This is a genomic window from Thermocatellispora tengchongensis (assembly GCF_014202315.1).
Lineage (GTDB): Bacteria > Actinomycetota > Actinomycetes > Streptosporangiales > Streptosporangiaceae > Thermocatellispora > Thermocatellispora tengchongensis.
The window spans coordinates 153,135-170,333 of record NZ_JACHGN010000012.1; the positions used below are offsets into that span (position 1 = coordinate 153,135).

14 protein-coding genes are annotated in these 17,199 nt (G+C 71.6%); 5 read left to right on the plus strand and 9 right to left on the minus strand.

Annotated features, from left to right (window positions below):
• Window positions 1-41: 41 nt before the first annotated feature.
• Window positions 42-830 carry a serine/threonine-protein kinase gene (locus HNP84_RS27205; protein WP_185052760.1) on the minus strand — a complete coding sequence of 263 codons (789 nt, stop codon included), beginning with the start codon at window positions 828-830 and terminating at the stop codon, window positions 42-44.
• Window positions 831-944: 114 nt separating this feature from the next.
• On the opposite strand from HNP84_RS27205, the gene HNP84_RS55245 reads away from it, so the two are divergent.
• Window positions 945-3,020, plus strand: coding sequence for a cation:proton antiporter (locus HNP84_RS55245; RefSeq protein ID WP_185052761.1), 2,076 nt, complete (start codon window positions 945-947; stop codon window positions 3,018-3,020).
• Between the two features lie 81 nt (window positions 3,021-3,101).
• Complete coding sequence (locus HNP84_RS27215) at window positions 3,102-3,695, plus strand: YdeI/OmpD-associated family protein (protein ID WP_185052762.1); 594 nt, start codon at window positions 3,102-3,104, stop codon at window positions 3,693-3,695.
• A gap of 294 nt (window positions 3,696-3,989) precedes the next feature.
• On the opposite strand, the gene HNP84_RS27220 is transcribed toward HNP84_RS27215, so the two are convergent.
• From HNP84_RS27220 to HNP84_RS27235, 4 genes are all read right to left on the minus strand, one after another.
• Window positions 3,990-5,606, minus strand: coding sequence for an FHA domain-containing protein (locus HNP84_RS27220; RefSeq protein ID WP_185052763.1), 1,617 nt, complete (start codon window positions 5,604-5,606; stop codon window positions 3,990-3,992).
• On the minus strand, window positions 5,603-6,043 hold the full coding sequence (locus HNP84_RS27225; protein WP_185052764.1) for a hypothetical protein: 441 nt from the start codon (window positions 6,041-6,043) through the stop codon (window positions 5,603-5,605). Before HNP84_RS27225 ends, HNP84_RS27220 begins: the two co-directional genes overlap by 4 nt.
• Before the next feature lie 13 nt (window positions 6,044-6,056).
• Window positions 6,057-7,592 carry a hypothetical protein gene (locus HNP84_RS27230; protein WP_185052765.1) on the minus strand — a complete coding sequence of 512 codons (1,536 nt, stop codon included), beginning with the start codon at window positions 7,590-7,592 and terminating at the stop codon, window positions 6,057-6,059.
• A gap of 173 nt (window positions 7,593-7,765) precedes the next feature.
• Complete coding sequence (locus tag HNP84_RS27235; RefSeq protein WP_185052925.1) at window positions 7,766-8,860, minus strand: site-2 protease family protein; 1,095 nt, start codon at window positions 8,858-8,860, stop codon at window positions 7,766-7,768.
• A gap of 262 nt (window positions 8,861-9,122) precedes the next feature.
• Here HNP84_RS27235 and HNP84_RS27240 point away from each other — a divergent pair, with 262 nt between their 5' ends.
• The 3 genes from HNP84_RS27240 (at window position 9,123) to HNP84_RS27250 (ending at window position 12,091) form a co-directional block, all read left to right on the plus strand.
• Window positions 9,123-10,061, plus strand: coding sequence for a RecB family exonuclease (locus tag HNP84_RS27240; protein ID WP_185052766.1), 939 nt, complete (start codon window positions 9,123-9,125; stop codon window positions 10,059-10,061).
• Between the two features lie 88 nt (window positions 10,062-10,149).
• Window positions 10,150-11,376, plus strand: coding sequence for a sensor histidine kinase (locus HNP84_RS27245; protein WP_185052767.1), 1,227 nt, complete (start codon window positions 10,150-10,152; stop codon window positions 11,374-11,376).
• 31 nt (window positions 11,377-11,407) lie between these two features.
• A complete protein-coding gene (locus tag HNP84_RS27250) occupies window positions 11,408-12,091 on the plus strand; it encodes a response regulator (RefSeq protein ID WP_185052926.1) in 684 nt (227 codons plus the stop codon).
• A gap of 15 nt (window positions 12,092-12,106) precedes the next feature.
• On the opposite strand, the gene HNP84_RS27255 is transcribed toward HNP84_RS27250, so the two are convergent.
• The 4 genes from HNP84_RS27255 to HNP84_RS27270 all read right to left on the minus strand — a co-directional run bounded on the left by HNP84_RS27255 (window position 12,107) and on the right by HNP84_RS27270 (window position 17,159).
• Window positions 12,107-13,228, minus strand: a complete 1,122-nt coding sequence (locus tag HNP84_RS27255; RefSeq protein ID WP_185052768.1) for an ABC transporter ATP-binding protein — start codon at window positions 13,226-13,228, stop codon at window positions 12,107-12,109.
• Window positions 13,225-14,277: an ABC transporter ATP-binding protein gene (locus tag HNP84_RS27260; protein WP_185052769.1), complete on the minus strand. Its 1,053-nt coding sequence runs from the start codon at window positions 14,275-14,277 to the stop codon at window positions 13,225-13,227. Before HNP84_RS27260 ends, HNP84_RS27255 begins: the two co-directional genes overlap by 4 nt.
• Window positions 14,274-15,293: an ABC transporter permease gene (locus HNP84_RS27265; RefSeq protein ID WP_185052770.1), complete on the minus strand. Its 1,020-nt coding sequence runs from the start codon at window positions 15,291-15,293 to the stop codon at window positions 14,274-14,276. The genes HNP84_RS27260 and HNP84_RS27265 overlap by 4 nt, the downstream gene beginning before the upstream one ends.
• A gap of 99 nt (window positions 15,294-15,392) precedes the next feature.
• Window positions 15,393-17,159, minus strand: a complete 1,767-nt coding sequence (locus tag HNP84_RS27270; RefSeq protein ID WP_185052771.1) for an ABC transporter substrate-binding protein — start codon at window positions 17,157-17,159, stop codon at window positions 15,393-15,395.
• Window positions 17,160-17,199 lie beyond the last annotated feature (40 nt).

Genomic DNA, 17,199 nt, shown 5'->3' on the forward strand with positions numbered 1-17,199 from the left:
TTCGTTCGGCGTGGATTCACAGCGGATAACGGCGGACTCGGTCAGAGGGCCAGCGCGTACAGGCGGTCGGCCACCCCCGAGGCGGTCGGCCGCTTGGCGGCGTCGCCGATGCACGCGTGCACCAGCTCGGCGACCTCGGGATCGAGGTCGGGCCGCACCTCCGGCGGAGTGCTGTAGACCTTGCGCAGCGTGAGCAGCGGGTCATGGGTGGGCAGCTCGCCGTACAGGCCCATGCCGGTCACCGCCCAGTGCACGGTCGCGCCCAGCGACCACACGTCGCCGGCCGGGGTGGGCTTGTCGCCCTGCAGCAGCGCCGGATCGGTGAACTCCACCGACCCGATGCCGCCCATGCCGGTCACCGTGGCCCCCGGCGTGAGCACCTGGGACAGCCCCAGGTCGGACAGCTTGCCCCCGTCGGGCGTGAGCAGCACGTTGCCGGGCCGGATGTCGCGGTGCACGATGCCCTCCTCGTGCAGCGCCTGCGCGGCCCTGGCGGCGCAGGCGATGGCCCGCAGCGCGGCGTTCCGGGCGGGGGGCTCGGCCGGCCTGGCCAGCGAGCCGCCCGGAAGGTACTCCATCGAGTAATAGAACACTCCCCCCTGCTGGCCGGCGTCGTACAGCGTCACCAGAAAGGGCGAGCGGACGGCCGCGAAGGCCTTCAGCTCCCTGGTGGCGCGGCGGAACGCGTCCTGGCCGGTGCCGCCCACCACCTTCACTGCGACGTACTCGGCGTCCACCGGCAGCCTGCCGGGACGCTTGGCCAGAAAGAACTCACCATGATTGCCCGCACCCAGCGAGCGGACGAACTCGTAGTCAGCGATGCCTTCCACTGACGCGTCTCCCTCCCCTGCCCGCGTTCAGTCGCGGCGGGCATCCCCCACACGGTAACGTCACCGTGGTCATTGACAGGGAATTCCTTTGCTTTGCGGGAAGTGTAGTAGCCGATGCTCAAAGTCGATGTGTTGCTGCTGGATCTGGTGATCGTCCTGGCCGCGGCACGGCTGTTCGGCGCGCTGGCCAGACGGCTGGGCCAGCCGCCGGTGATCGGCGAGATCGTGGCGGGCATCCTGCTCGGCCCCACGCTGCTCGGCCCGTGGATCGGCGATGACCTGTTCGGCGACGAGATGCGCGCGCCGCTGCAGGCGCTGGCGAACGTCGGCCTGGTGCTGTTCATGTTCGTGGTGGGCCTGGAACTGGACCAGAAGCTGGTGCAGGGCAAGGGAAAGATCGCCGCGACGGTGGCGCTCGGGTCCACGATGCTGCCGTTCGTGCTCGGGCTCGGGCTGGCCTACATGCTGGCCGAGGACCACGCCGAGCCGGGCCGCACACTGCCGTTCGTGCTGTTCCTGGGCGCGGCCATGTCGGCGACCGCGTTCCCGGTGCTGGCGCGCATCCTCACCGACCGCGGCATGCACCGCACCACGCTGGGCGGGCTCTCGCTCGCCTCGGCCGCCGTGATCGACGTGCTGGCCTGGACGGTCCTGGCGGTCGTGGTCGCCATCGCGGGCGCGGGCGAGGCCGAGGGGCAGTGGAAGGTGCTGCTGGCGCTGCCGTACGCGCTGGTGATGTTCTTCGTCGTACGCCCGCTGCTGGCCCGCCTGGTGCCCGTCTTCGAGCGCGAGGGGCGCCTCACCCCGCAGATGCTGGCCATCGTGCTCGTGGGCCTGCTCGCCTCCTCCTGGGCCACCGAGTGGATGCACGTGCACTTCATCTTCGGCGCGTTCCTGTTCGGCGCGGTGATGCCGCGCACCGGGGCCGAGCGGCTCAACCACCAGATCCTGGAGCGGCTGGAGCAGCTCGCCGTGCTGTTGCTGCTGCCGATGTTCTTCGTGGTGGCCGGGCTCAACGTGAACCTGCGCGAGCTGGACGTCTCCAGCTTCGGCGTGCTGGCCGCGATCCTGGCGGTCGCCATCGGCGGCAAGATGATCGGCTCGTACGCGGCGGCGCGCAGCCAGCGCCTGCCCGGCCGCCAGTCGTGGGCGCTGGCCACCCTGCTCAACACCCGCGGCCTGACCGAGATCGTCATCCTCAGCGTCGGCCTGCAGAAGGGCGTGCTGAGCAGCGAGCTGTACTCGCTCATGGTCGTGATGGCCCTGGTCACCACGGCGATGACCGGGCCGCTGCTGCGCCGCGTCTACCCCGACCGCCGCGTGGCCCGCGACATCGCCGACGCCGAGCGGGCCGCCCTCGGGGTCACCGCGGCCCACCGCGTCCTCACCGTGGTGCCCGAGCGCCCCGCCGAGGGCACCCCGATCGTCGATCTGGCCGCCGACCTGGCCAAGGCCAAGTCCCCGGCCGAGGTCATCATCGGCCACCTGCACCCGTTCCCGGCGGGTCGCATCGAGGTCGGCACCGGCCTGTCGTCCGAGCTGGCCGAGATGGCCGAGAGCATGGGCGACCTGGAGAACCTCGCCGCCCACGCCCGCGCCCAGGGCGCCGAGGCCCGCGTGGTCAGCCGCTTCTCCGGCGACACCGCCGCCGAGTTGCCCACCCTGGTCGCCTCCGCCCAGCCCGACCTGGTGCTCCTGCTGGAGGGCGCCCCGGGCTACGCCGAGATCCGCGCCAACACCCCCGGCCGCGTCCTGACCGTGCGCCCCGACGCCCTGGCCGTCTCCGCCACCGCGACCGCCGAGCCCGCCGCCGGGGGAACCGTCCTGACGGTCCCCCCGCCCGCGTACGCCCCGCTGGCCCCCGGCGCCACCGGCCCGATCGCGGTCCACCACACCTCCGCCGACGCCCCGGCCCACGTCGCCCTGATCCTGGCCCTGAGCGAGTCTCGCCCCCTGGTCATCGTCGGCGGCGGCCGGGCGAACGCCCTGGCCCAGCGCCTGGCCAAGCTGGGCGTCGAGGCCACCTCGTCCTCCGAGCCCCCGCCCGGCGCGGCCGTGATCGCCCTCGACGGCGACGACCCGGCCCCCGAGGGCGTCCACCTCCTGGTCCGCCCGGAGCAGGACGCCGACCCGGTCGACTGGGCCGCCGCCGTGACCGCGCTCCGCCCGGCCCCCACCGCCGCGACCTGACCTGCCGCGGCGGCCGGGACATTGCGGAAACGCACGTTCCGCAACGGCTCCTAACGTCGGTGACGACGAAAGGAGCAGGACATGGAGCGAGGACCGGCCGCCGGCGGCTTCCCGGATCGGGGCCCTGAGCCGGTGATGCACTTCGCGGACGCCGCGGGGTGGGAGGCGTGGCTGGCCGCGCACCACGCGGACGGGGGCGGCGCCTGGCTGAAGATCGCCAAGAAGGGGGCGCCCGTCGCCTCGGTCACCATCACCGAGGCCCTTGAGGCCGCGCTGTGCCACGGCTGGATCGACAGTCACCGCCGGGCGTACGACGAGCACTTCTACCTGCAGCGGTACTCACGCCGCCGCAAGGGCGGCCCCTGGTCCCGGATCAACGTCGAGCGGGTGGAGGCGCTGACCGCCGCCGGGCGCATGCGTCCGGCCGGTCTGGCCGAGGTGGCCGCCGCGCGCGCCGACGGCCGGTGGGCGGCGGCGTACGCCGCCCAGCGCGATGCCGTGGTCCCGCCCGATCTGGCCGAGGCGCTGGCAGCCTGCCCCGAGGCCGCCGCCCGCTTCGACGCCCTGGACAAGACGGCCCGCTACCTGCTGATCCTGCCACTGCTGAAGGCCAGGACCCCGGCCGGGCGGGCCTCCCGGCTGGAGGCCGCGATCTCCGGGCTGCTCGCCGGCTGAAGCGGGTGCACGCGACCGCGGCGACGTGCCCTGCCTGGGGGCGTGGCGGCGCGTGAGGGCTCCGTGTGATGGAGCGGGTGGAGATGTACCCACTGGCGGGTGCGGCCCTCTGCGTGGCGCTGCGGGCCGCCCTGCACGGCGCGTCCTGGCGTCCTGCGCATGAAGGGAGGAGGTGGCGGCCGTGGACGTGCGGGAGCGCGCGTCCGCGGGGAGGCAGACGGGCGCTCGGCGGGGAGGGCAGGCTGAGCCTGCCGGGGAGGGCAGGCTCGGGGGGAGGGCGGCGGGGGGCGGGGGTCAGCGGTTGCGGTGGGACTCGTAGCGCATCGTGCGGGAGACGCCGATGCGTACGGTGGTGCCCGGGGCGATGGCGACCGGCTCGTTCGGCGGGATGTCGTAGAAGTTGGGGTCGCCGGGGGGCTGGATCTGGGTGCCGTTGACCGAGCCGAGGTCGATCAGGTTGACGTCCCAGCCGTCCAGGGCCACGCGGAGGTGGCGGCGGGAGACCGAGCCGTCGGGGCTGGTGACCTTGGCGGGCCTGGCGGCGCCGGAGGAGACCTCGGCGGCGCGTTCGGGGTCGCGGCCCAGGAGGTAGTCGGTGTCGAGGCGCAGGGTCATGCCGTCGTCGAGCAGCAGGACGCCCAGCGGCGGGCGCGGGCCCTTGTAGGGGACCAGCGTGCGCTGCACGAGCGCGATGCCGCACACCGCGCAGTAGGGCACGCGCGGGTCGTTGAAGTGGTCGTTCTTGCAGTCGACGCCGTAGACCAGGGGCCGCGACTCCGGCTCGGAGTGCTCGGCCGGGGCCTCGGGCTCGGGCTCGGAACCGCCGCCGTCGGGCAGCAGCAGGACCGACTCGAACGGACGCTCGTTGCCCTCGCCGGGGGCACCGTTGGCGCCGGCGTGCTCGCCCTCCTCGTGTGCCATGGCGCGGGCGGGCTCCGCCGGCGCCTGGGGAGGCGGCATGTGGAAGGGTTCGGACGGCGGCGGGCCGTAGGCCGGGCCACCGGCCGGCGGCTGCTGCGGCGGCGGAGGCATCGGGACCGGAGGCTGGGGCATCGGAACCGGCGGCTGGGGCGCCGGGCCGGGGCCCATCGGGTCGCCCGCCCCGCCGAGCGGGTAGGGAGGCTGCCGCTGCGGCTGGGGCTGCTGGACCGGGGCGGGCGGCGGGGCCTGCATCATGGGCTGGCGCTCGGGCTCGGCCCCGTGCATGGAGTCGCGCACGGGCTGCGGGTCGGGCATGGCGGCCGACGCCCCGGTCACCGGCATGGGCGGCTGGGCGGGGGCCTCGTGCTCACGGCCCGCGTGGTCGTGCATGTGGTCCTGGCCCATGTGGTCATGCATGTGGTCATGCACGTGGTCATGCATGTGGTCGTGCATGTTGTCACGGGCCATCTGATCCTGGCCGGCGCTCATCGCCCCGGGCCGGGCCGCGCCGGCCTCGGTGTAGTCGCAGGCCGCGCCGCCGCCGACGACCACGCCGTCGTCGAGACGCACCTGCGGGTGCGCCTCGCCCGCGCCGGGGAGGCGCAGCTCGACGCGCTCGACCGGGCCGGGGACCAGCCGGTCGGTCCAGGTGAGGGAGTCGTGCCCGGCGAGGGCGACCTCACCGGAGGCGGCCAGGACCGTCGCGGACGCCTCGCCGCTGACGAGCACGGCGACCCCTCCGGCGGCGGGCCCGGCGACCGCACACGACGCGGGCTCGGCCGCGGCGGCCATGGCCCGGGCCAGCACCTGGGCGGCGCGGCGGGCCAGGGCCCTGCCGTCGCCTCCGGACGCCGCCGTCTCGCGCACCGCGCCGAGCAGCTCGGACACGACGGCCTCGGCCGCGTCGCACACCAGGAGCAGGCCGCCCACATGGGCGACCAGCCCGTTGCCCGGAAGCGGACGCACCACTCCGAAGCCCTGGTCGGTCACAGAACTCTCCCTCCCCGGAAACGCCACCGGATGAACGGGACACGCATGGGGCCGTTGGCCACCAGCCACACGCAGAGCCAGACGACGATGAAGTGCGTCCAGAACGCGCCGGCGGGCGGAGCGTCGGCGATGGAGTCCAGTATCCCGGTCCTCAGCAAGAAGAACAGTAGTAGGCCCTCGTTGATGAACGTGAGCAGGCCGAACAGGGTCGGCCAGTCCTTCTCCCAGCGGAACTGCATGAGGAAGTGGTAGATGAACTCCCAGATGACGCCCAGGACCGCCACGGACACGAGCACCATGAAGCCGGTGGCGTACAGGTCGCCGATCGGGCCGCTGGTGCCCGGCAGGAAGGGCACGATGATGAGGGTGACGATCACGCCCACGGTGGCGAGGAGGAACAGCCGCGTCTGAATGCGGCCGAACAAGGTCGGAACCACGGTCGTATCTCCCTTACACCGGCGAGTTGAAGGCCCACTTGAACCACTGCGTCGTTGACCGCACTGGTCCCATCTTCCGACAGAAGCCGCGTCTCGCCAGGTCATCGGCGATCTCCTGGGCCGCGACCTGGAGCCCGAGGAAGGTGTCGACGCCGGGGAAGTAGCCGCCGAGAGTGGCCGAGCCCGAGGCGTACAGGGCGCCGTCGCCGCTCGCGGTGTTCTTGACCTCGAAGTGCCGCTCGACCTCCAGACGGCCGACGGGGTTGCGGTAGGCGCCGCTGTACTGCAGCAGGTCGGCGAAGACCCGGTGCTCGGCGATGTCGGCCTCAAGACCGGTGCAGTCGATGATGTAGTCGGCCACCGGCTGGCGGATCGTGCCGTCCTTGCTGCGGACGTGGCTGACCAGCCGGCCGTCGGGGGCGGGCTCCACCTTCTCGACGACGCCCTGGAAGGCGTGGTAGTAGCCGCCCGCGCGGCCCTGGGCCATCTGCTCCTGCCAGCGGCGCCGCTTGGGGGTGTTGGTGCCGCCCATGTCCTTGTACTTCTGCGCCCGCGCCGCGCCTTCGAGCTTGCGCATCTCGGCCTTGAGCTGCCCGCCCCACACCGACTTGGGGTAGTTGAAGCCCTGGTAGGCCCAGCCGTCGCCGCCCTTGCGCCGCATCCAGATGTGCGGGCCGTGGGAGCCGGTGATGAAGGTGCGGAAGATGTGCACGATCTGCGTCTGCAGGTTGTACTTCTCGCGGTCGTCGAACAGGCGCTGGAGCACGCGCGAGGCCACGATGCCGCCGCCGCGGATCACGACGGTGCCGGGGCGGGTCTTGAGGAACTCGTAGACCTGCTCGTGCGGCTCGTAGGCGTTGACCACGTGCTGGTAGTCGCCGTACTTCTGCCGGAACTCCTGCAGGTCGGGCAGGAACTTCAGGCCCGGGTAGCCGACGGCGAGGTGCACGAAGCGCGAGCGGAACACGATGCGCTTGGTCGGCGCGGTGCCCTCGGGCGGGGTGACCACGGTGAAGTAGCCGCCGCCGACCCGCTTGCGCACCATGCGGACCTGGCCCTTGACCAGCATGTCCCAGTAGCCGATGCGCTTGGCCTCGCGCTCCAGGTTCTCGAAGACGGTGCCGGCGCGCGGGGTCCAGTAGTCGTTCAGGAGCGGCTCGGTGAGCACATTCCACAGGTAGCGCGGGTTCTTCTCCTTCCACGCCTCCTCAAGCGCGTAGGAGGGAAAGCCCCAGATGTTGTCGGGGCGGGAGGAGGAGTCGGAGCGGATGCGCTCGGGCCGTGGGATCTGCGAGCACCGGGTGAGGAACTCGTAGGTCTGCCACGGGTAGTCGATGTTGGAAACCACCCGGATGTGCGAGGTGGGGACACCGTAGATGCGCAGGTAGTCGACCGTTACGAAGGAGCCGATGCCACCCCCTGCCGTCAGGAAGGGGATGTCGTGCATCGGGATGCCGGCGGCGGCGACCATCTGGTCGGTCCACTCCGGTGTGCCGAGCAACTCCGGCGTCAGGTCTCCGGCCGCGGCCGGTACGTGGGGGGTAGCCAAATTCGTTCCCTAAGTAACCTGGCCAACCTGATCGGTTGACCAAAACACTAGTCCTGGAGCGTGCTGAAAACGAGTGGGACAAAACGGTGCGATCTTCCCCCCGCACCATCCCCCTCTGTCCCTAGCACTACTGATCAGACGTCTAAAGAAGAGTAATGGTTCGCGGGTTCTCGTCACACTCCGCTGAACACCTTGTTGACGTCCGCGGTGGACAGAACTCCGTACACCTCGCCGCCGCGCTCGACCAACAGGTACTCGCCCGCGGGGGTGTCGCGCATGGCGTCGATCAGCGAGTCGCCGGACAGGTCGGCCGCCAGCACCAGCGAGGGCTCCAGGGTGCGGGCCAGGGAACCGACGGTCACCCACGGCCTGCGCTGCTCGGGGGTGGCCTCGACCGCGGCCTCGTTGACGATGGCGATCGGGCGGCCGTCGTGGTCCACCACCACCATGGCGCCCGCCTGGGCCTGCGCGGCGCGGCGCAGCGCCTCGGCGAGCGGCACGTCGGCGGTCACCGGGATGGCGCGGCGGGCGAGGCTGCGCGCGTTCACCTGGGGGATGCGGGCCCGGACCCGGGCCGAGCGGAGCGCCTGCGTGGCGCCGTACCAGATGAACACCGCGAGCAGCACCGACCAGAGCACGAAGGACGTGCTGGGCGCCTGGCCGCTGGACAGCGACAGGGCGAACGGCACCACCACCATGGCGACGGCCAGGCCGCGGCCCACCCAGGCCGCGGCGACAGTGCCCGAGCCGGGGCTGCGGGTGGCCTTCCACACCCCGGCGCGCAGCATGCGGCCGCCGTCGAGGGGCAGGCCGGGCAGCAGGTTGAACACCCCGACGATCAGGTTGGCCACCCAGAGCTGCCAGGTCAGCACGCCGAGGATGCCGTCGTCGGGGATCACGAACACGTCGAGCAGGAAGCCCGCGGCGGCCAGGGCCAGCGACAGCAGCGGCCCGGCGAAGGCGACCAGGAACTCCTTGCCGGGCGAGTCGGGCTCGCGCTCGATCTCGGAGACGCCGCCGAGGAGGTAGAGCGTGATCCGCCGCACCGGCAGGCCGTAGCTCTTGGCGACCACGCAGTGGGCCAGTTCGTGCAGCAGCACCGAGACGTACAACAACACCGCGAACGCGAAGGCGACGGCGTAGCTGGCCGCCTCGTTCAGGCCGGGCAGGCTGATCTGCACACTGTCCTTGTAGGTGAAGGTGATGAACGCCGCGACGATGAACCAGGTCGGCGAAACGTAGACGGGAATGCCGAACGGGCGGCCCATCCGCAGTCCGGGGGAATCCTGACGTGGGCTCTCGCTGCTCACTTGCCTTGCTCCGCCTTCTGCCGCGCCACCATATGACCTTTGGCCTTGATGCTACGCGCCTCGCGGGCGGCATTCCGCCGTACGCGGCGCACGAAGTGTCGGCCGGGTGGCCTACAGTGCGGTGCATGCTCTTGCGAACCCTCCCCCGCCGGCCCCGTACCCGCCGTACCGAAGGGGGCGGCCGGGGGTCACGGCGGACCGGCGGCGCGGGGAGCGGGCGATGAGCGCCCCGCTGCCGGCCGAGGGCGCGGAGCCGCCCGAGCAGGCCGTCACCGGCGTACGGCCGCCGGAGGTCACCGGCGTGCGGCCGCGGGAGGTCGTGGGGGCGCTGTCGCCCTCGCGGGCCGGCGACTTCATGACCTGCCCGCTGCTGTACCGGTTCCGGGTGATCGACCGGCTGCCGGAGAAGCCGTCCCCGGCCGCGGTGCGCGGCACGGTGGTGCACTCGGTCCTGGAGCGCCTGTACGACCTGCCGGCCGGCGCCCGCACGGTGGAGGCCGCGCTGGGGCTGCTGGAGCCGCAGTGGCTGCGCCTGCTGGAGGCCGAGCCCGAGTACGCCGCGATGTTCCCCGACGCCGAGGGGCAGGCGCAGTGGCTCGACCAGGCCCGCGGCATGCTGCGCCGCTACTTCGACCTGGAGGACCCGCGCCGCCTCGAACCGGCCGAGCGCGAGCTGTACGTCGAGGCCGTGCTCGACAGCGGGCTGATGCTGCGCGGCTACATCGACCGCCTCGACGTCGCCCCCACCGGCGAGGTGCGGGTGGTCGACTACAAGACCGGCAGCGCCCCGGGGCCCGAGTTCGAGGGCAGGGCGCTGTTCCAGATGAAGTTCTACGCGCTGGTGCTGTGGCGGCTGCACGGCACCGTGCCGCGGCTGCTGCAACTGATGTACCTCGGCAACGGCGAGGTGCTGCGCTACGCGCCCGACGAGGCCGACCTGCGCGCCACCGAGCGCAAGGTGATGGCGCTGTGGCAGGCCATCGAGCGGTCGCTGACCACCGGCGAGTGGCGGGCGCGGCGCAGCAGGCTGTGCGACTGGTGCGACCACCAGGCGATCTGCCCCGAGTTCGGCGGCACTCCCCCGCCGCTGCCGCCGCGCAGCCCCGGCGACACCGTCGCCTCCACCCGCCGCCCGCGGGCCGCCACCGACGAGCTGTGAGGCCGCGCGCCGCGTCCTCCCGGAGGATGAGGGCGTTATCCGCCCTGAGCAGGGTGGCCGTACGGACCGAAGTTCTAGATTTAGGAGCGTGCGCACCACCCACGGCGGCCCGAGGGCCTGGCTTCGCGAGCATCCGCTGGTCCCCGACGCGGTCCTCGCGGTCCTGCTGACCGCCGCCGCCATCCCGCTGGCGTTCGTCGCGGGCGCGCCGCCCTCGCCGGAGTGGCCGGACCCGCGCCCGCCCAGCGCGCTCAGCCTGACGCTGATCGCCGTGGCGTGCCTGGCGCTCGCCTTCCGCAGGCGGCGCCCGTTCGCGATGCTGTGCCTGGCCGAGGCCGCGCACACCGTCCTCACGGCGCTGCACCACAACGCCTCGCTGGCCGGGGTGGCCCTGCTGGTCCTGATCTACACCGTGGCGTCGGCCAAGGGGCTGGCGCTGAGCCTGACCGCGCTGGCCCTGGACCTGGTGGCGTTCCTGCTCGTCCTCGCCGTGAGCGGGGGCGGGCTGAACCTGACCGGCGAGGTGTTCGGGGTCGTGCTGACCATGACGGCGTGGGTCGTCGGACGCAGCGTGCGGCTGCGCCGGGCGTACCTGAGCGAGCTGAGGGACCGGGCGGCGCGGCTGGAGCGCGCCCGCGAGGCCGACACCCGGGCCGCCCGCGCCGAGGAGCGCTCGCGCATCGCCCGCGAGCTGCACGACGTGGTGGCCCACCACGTGAGCGTGATGACGGTGCAGGCCGCGGCGGCGCGGCGCATCCTGACCAGCAACCCCGAGGGGGCCGAGGAGGCCCTGTCGGCGATCGAGCAGATGGGGCGTACCGCGATGGCCGAGATGCGCAGCATCGTCGGCGTGCTGCGCACCGACGGGCAGGACGGGCCGGCCGAGCGCGGCCCGCAGCCGGGGGTGCGCGAGCTGCCCGCCCTGGTGGAGCAGATGCGCGAGGCGGGGCTGAACACCCAGCTCTGGGTGGAGGGCGAGCGGGTGCCGCTGCCGCCGGGCATCGACCTGGCGGCGTACCGGCTGGTCCAGGAGGCCCTGACCAACACGCTGCGGCACGCCGGGCCGGCCGCGCGGGCGTGGGTGACGGTGCGGCACGAGCCGGGCGAGTTCAGCGTGCACATCGAGGACGACGGCACCGGCATGAAGGCGGGCGCGCCGGCCGTCACCTCCCCCGACGGCGGCCGCCGCACCGGCCACGGCCTGGTGGGAATTCGCGAGCGAGTGGCGCTTTATGGTGGAATTCTGAGAATCGGCCCGCGCCCGGGAGGCGGGTTCGAGGTGAGGGCCAGATTCCCGCTCAAGGATGACGCATGACGGGCGAACGCATGGTGTACGAGGTGTGGCTGTGACCATCCGGGTGTTGCTGGTGGACGATCAGCCGCTCCTGCGCACCGGCTTCCGGCTCATCCTGGAGGCCGAGCCCGACCTGACCGTGGTCGGCGAGGCCGGCGACGGCAAGGCGGCGCAGGACCAGTCGCGGGCGCTGCTGCCCGACGTGGTGCTGATGGACATCCGCATGCCGGGCGTGGACGGCATCGACGCCACCCGCCGGATCGTCCGCGAGGCGTCGGCGGGGGCGCACGTGCCCAAGGTGCTGGTGCTGACCACGTTCGACCTGGACGAGTACATCGTGGAGGCGCTGCGGGCGGGCGCGAGCGGGTTCCTGCTCAAGGACGTGCCGCCGGACGAGCTGGTGCAGGCCATCAGGGTCGTCGCCGCGGGCGACGCCATCGTGGCGCCCAGCGTCACCCGGCGGCTGCTGGACCGGTTCGCGGCGCGGCTGCCGTCGGCGTACCAGCAGGCCACCCCCGCCCGGCTCGACCGGCTGACCGAGCGCGAGTTGGAGGTGCTGCGGCTGATCGCCCGGGGCATGTCCAACGCCGAGATCGCCGCCAAGCTCGTGGTCAGCGAGACGACGGTCAAGACGCACGTCGGCAACGTGCTGACCAAGCTGGCGCTGCGCGACCGGGTGCAGGCGGTGGTGCTGGCGTACGAGACCGGGCTGATCACGCCCGGGGCGATCTCCTGACGTTATCTTCTGACGCTACGGCTTGGCCACCGTCTCGCCGGCCGCCGTCTTGCCGGGCGCCGTCTCGCCGGGCGCCGTCTCGCCGGGCGCCGTCTTGCCGGCCGCCGTCTCGTTGGGCGCCGTCTCGGCCGTGCTCGCCGGCTTCGGGGTGTTCTCCGGGGCGTTCTCGGGGAAGTGGCAGGCCACCCGGTGCCCGCTGGCCAGCTCGGTGAGCAGCGGTTCGACGGTCTTGCACACCTCCTGGGCCTTCCAGCACCGGGTGTGGAAGCGGCAGGCCGGCGGCGGGTTGAGCGGGCTGGGCACGTCGCCCGACAGGCGGATGCGCTCGCGGCCGAGGCGCGCCTTGGGGTCGGGGATCGGCACCGCCGACAGCAGCGCGTTGGTGTAGGGGTGCATCGGCGAGGCGTACAGGCTCTTGCGGTCGGCGATCTCCACGATCTTGCCGAGGTACATCACCGCCACCCGGTCGCTGATGTGGCGCACCACCGACAGGTCGTGCGCGATCACGACGTAGGTCAGGTCCAGCTCGTTCTGCAGGTCTTCCAGCAGGTTGACGACCTGGGCCTGGATGGACACGTCGAGCGCGGAGACCGGCTCGTCGGCGATGATCAGCTTGGGCTTGAGCGCGAGCGTGCGCGCGATGCCGATGCGCTGGCGCTGGCCGCCGGAGAACTCGTGCGGGTAGCGGTTGTAGTGCTCGGGGTTGAGCCCGACCAGCTCCAGGATCTCCTGGACCGCCTTGCGCACGCCGTGCTCGGTCTTGACGCCCTGGATGCGGAACGGCGCGCCCACGATGGCACCGACCGTGTGCCGCGGGTTGAGCGACGAGTACGGGTCCTGGAAGATCATCTGCATGTCGCGGCGGAGCGGGCGCAGCCGGCCCTGCCGCATGTGGGTGATGTCCTGGCCCTCGAAGACGATCCTGCCGCCGGTGGGCTCCAGCAGCCGGGTCACCAGGCGCCCGGTGGTGGACTTGCCGCAGCCCGACTCGCCCACCAGGCCCAGGGTCTCGCCCTTGTAGACGTCGAAATCGACCCCGTCGACGGCCTTGACCGCGCCGACCTGCCGCTTGAGCAGGCCCTTGGTGACCGGGAAGTGCTTCTCCAGGCCGGTTACCGACAGCAGCGGCTCACTCATGGGGTCTCCACGGCGGTGATCTCGTCTTCCCAGTGCACGACGGGCTTGATCTCGTTCTCCCACAGCGACCTGCGCTCGGCCTTGGGCATGTGGCAGCGCACCTTGTGCCCGCCCTCGGTCTCCAGCAGCTCGGGCACCTCGGTGGAGGCCCGGCCCGCGGTGCGGTCGGAGTAGGGGCAGCGGGGGTGGAACGCGCACCCGGGCGGCACGTTGATCAGCGACGGCGGCGTGCCCTTGATCGGCATGAGCCGGTCGGTGGGCTCGCGGTCGAGGCGGGGCATGGAGCCGAGCAGGCCCCAGGTGTAGGGGTGCTCGGGGCGGTAGAACACGTCGTCGGCACTGCCGTACTCCACGCACTTGCCGGCGTACATCACCAGGATGTCGTCGGACAGCTCGGCCACGACGCCCAGGTCGTGCGTGATGATGATCAGCGCCGAGTCGAACTCGCGCTGCAGGTCGCGCATGAGGTCGAGGATCTGCGCCTGCACGGTGACGTCGAGCGCGGTGGTGGGCTCGTCGGCGATGAGCAGCTCGGGGTCGCACGACAGCGCCATCGCGATCATGGCGCGCTGCCGCATGCCGCCGGAGAAGTGGTGCGGGTAGTCGTCCACGCGCCGGGACGGCTCGGGGATGCCCACGCGGCCCAGCATGTCGATGGCGTGCTTGCGCGCGGCCTTCTTGGACACCTTGTGGTGGATGCGGTACGCCTCGATGATCTGGTCGCCGACCGTGTAGTACGGGTGCATGGCCGACAGCGGGTCCTGGAAGATCATCGCCATCTTCTTGCCGCGCAGCCCGCGCACGTGCTCGGGGGTGGCGCTGACCAGTTCCTCCCCGTCGAGCCAGATCTCGCCGGAGATCCGCGCCGGGCCGCCCTTGTGCAGGCCGAGGATGCCCAGGCTGGTCACGCTCTTGCCCGACCCCGACTCGCCCACGATGCCCAGCGTCTTCCCCCGCTCCAGCGAGAACGACAGCCCGTCCACGGACTTCACCAGGCCGTCGTCGGTCGGGAAGTGGATGCGCAGGTCCTTCAGTTCCAGGAAGCTCACGCCAGCCTCACCCTCGGGTCGACGACGGCGTACAGCAGGTCCACGATCAGGTTGGCGATCACCACGAACACCGCGGCCAGCAGCGTGACGCCCATGACCTTGGGCAGGTCCTGGTTGGTGATCGCGTCCACGGCGTACTTGCCCAGGCCGGGCAGCGAGTACGCGCTCTCGGTGAGCACCGCGCCGCCGATGAGCAGGCCGAAGTCCAGGCCGAACACGGTGATGATCGGCGTCAGCGCGCCGCGCAGGCCGTGCTTGACGATGACCTTCCGCTCGCCCAGGCCCTTGGCCCGCGCGGTGCGGATGTAGTCCTCGTTCATCGTCTCCAGCATGCCCGCCCGGGTGAGCCGCGCATAGGTCGCGGCGAACAGGAACGCCAGCGTGACCCACGGCAGGATCAGGTTGTAGGCCCACTGGACCGGGCTGTCGAGGAACGTCGTGTAATGGCCGCCCTGCGCCGCCCAGGAGAACGGGTTGCCGTAGGCGAACACCAGCAGCGACACCAGGCCGGTGAAGAAGATCGGCAACGACACCCCGGCCAGCGCGACGGTCATCGCCGCCCGGTCGAAGAAGCTGCCTCTTCGCAGCGCCGACAGCACTCCGATGCCGACCCCGGCCAGCAGCCAGATCACCGCCGCGCCGATGGCCAGCGAGAACGTGACCGGCAGGCGGTTCATCAGGTCGGGGAAGACCGGCTGGCGGGTGATGAAGGAGTAGCCCAGGCAGGGCGCCGGGCACTTCTCCACGCCGGGTCCGTAGTCGTACTCCGCGCCCGCGACGACGCCCTTGACGAACCGGCCGTACTGCACGATCAGCGGGTCGTTGAAGCCGAGGCGCTCGGCCGCCAGCTTGGCGGTCTCGGCGGAGGCGGTGCGGCCGACGTACCGGCTCGCCATGCCCTCGGGCGTCGCGCCCGCGATCTGCGGCACGAGGAAGAAGATCGCGAAGGTGGCCATGCTCACGATCAGGAGCATGATCACCGCGCCGATCAGGCGCCTGATGATGTATGTGACCACAGTGCGCGGCCGGGGCGGCCGGCGCGGGGTTCGCCCGTGCCGGCCGCCCTCATGCCCTCACCTGCCTTAATGCTCGTGTCTGCTGCGCGAAAAGGAAGGTTACTGGACGCCCAGCGCGACGTAGTCGTACATCTGCTGGGAGTCGCTGATGAAGACGTTGGTCAGGCCCTTGGGGCGGAACAGCAGGCTCTTGGCCCACACGCCCGGCAGGATGACCGCCTCTTCCATGACGCGCTTGTCGATGGCGTTCCAGATGGGCTCGCGCTTCTTGGCGTCGGCCTCCTGGAGGGACTGGTCGAACATCTTGTCCACCTCGGGGATGCGGACGGAGATGTTGGAGGAGCCGCCGGTCTCACGGATCACGCGGCTGTCGGTGATCTGCTGCAGGAAGCCGTAGCCGTCCGGGTAGTCGGAGCCCCAGCCGTTGACGGCCAGGCCCAGCTTGTTCTCCACGACGTACGGCGGCTTGCCGGCGTACAGGGAGAAGTAGTCGGCCTGCGGGTACGGCTTGAGCGTGAGCTTGATGCCCACGCGGGCCAGCGACTGCTGCAGCGCCTCGGCGGTCGCCTTCTCCTTGGGCCGCTCGGCGCGGTAGGCGATGTTGGTCTCGAAGCCGTTGGGCTGGCCGCAGGCCGCGAGGTGCTCCTTGGCCTTGGCCAGGTCGCCGGTGCCGTCGGGGCCGCTCGGGTACAGGTCGAACGGCTGCGCGCCCGGGATCGACGGCGGCATCAGGTTGGTGGCGATCTGACCGCCGGAGAACTCGCCGCCGTACGCGGACTGGTAGCCGGTCTTGTCGGCGGCGTACAGGACGGCCTTGCGGCAGTCGATGTTGTCCAGCGGCTTCACCGTCGGGCTGATCGAGGTGTACCACAGACGCTGCAGCGTCGGGTTGTCGGTCTGCGCCTTCAGGTTCGGGTCGGGCAGGATCTTGCTCATCGCGGCCGGCTGGACGCCGGTGCCGGCGACGTCGATGTGGATGTCGCCCGACATCAGGCGGTTGTCCAGGTCGTCGGCGTTGACGTTGGTCTGGACCTCGATCCGGTCGGGCAGCGCCGGGCGGTTCGGGTCGGTCGCGGGGTCCCAGTGCGGGTTGCGGACCAGCGTGAAGCCCTTGCCGATCTCGTTCTTCTCGAACATGTACGGCCCGGAGGAGATCACGTGCTCGCGGTACTTCGCGCCCGTGTCCTTGGCCTTCGGCACCGGCATCGTCGGCGACATCTGGGCCAGGTAGTCGAAGCCGCTGTACGGCTGCGTCAGGTGGAAGATGATCGTCTTGTCGTCGGGCGTCTCGATCGCGGAGCTGAAGTCGACGTCCTTGGACTTGTACGGGCCCTCGTAACCCTTGGGCCAGTTGAGCATGTCCTTCAGGTACGTCGGACCGTTGGGGAAGGTCTCCTTGTCGGTGGAGCGGGCCACCGCGTAGGCGACGTCCTTGGACGTGATCGGGGTGCCGTCCTCGAACTTCAGGCCGTCACGCAGGGTGTAGGTCCAGGTCTTGAAGTCCTCGCTCGGCTTGCCCAGGTCCGTGGCCAGGTCGGGCACCACCGTCGCGCCCTCGGCCCCGGGGGCGGACTTGAACATCGTCAGCGCCCGGCCGTACAGGCGGATGAAGTTCCACGAGTAGCCGTAGTAGGTGTCGGCCGGGTCGAGGGAGTCCCAGTCGCCGGAGTTGGCGAACTTGATGGTGCCGCCCTTCTTGGTGGAGGGGTTGAACACCTTCGTCAGCGCCGCGTTGAACTCGGCCTTGGCGGCGGGGGCCGCCGACTGACCGGACTCGCCGCCCGTCGTGCTCGTGCCGCCACAGGCCGCCAGGCCCATGGCGAGCGCCGCGGTGACCGCGGCAGCCGCCACGCGTCGTTTCTTCATTTGCTGCTACACCCCTTGTTGTCGGGAGCCAGGGATTTGC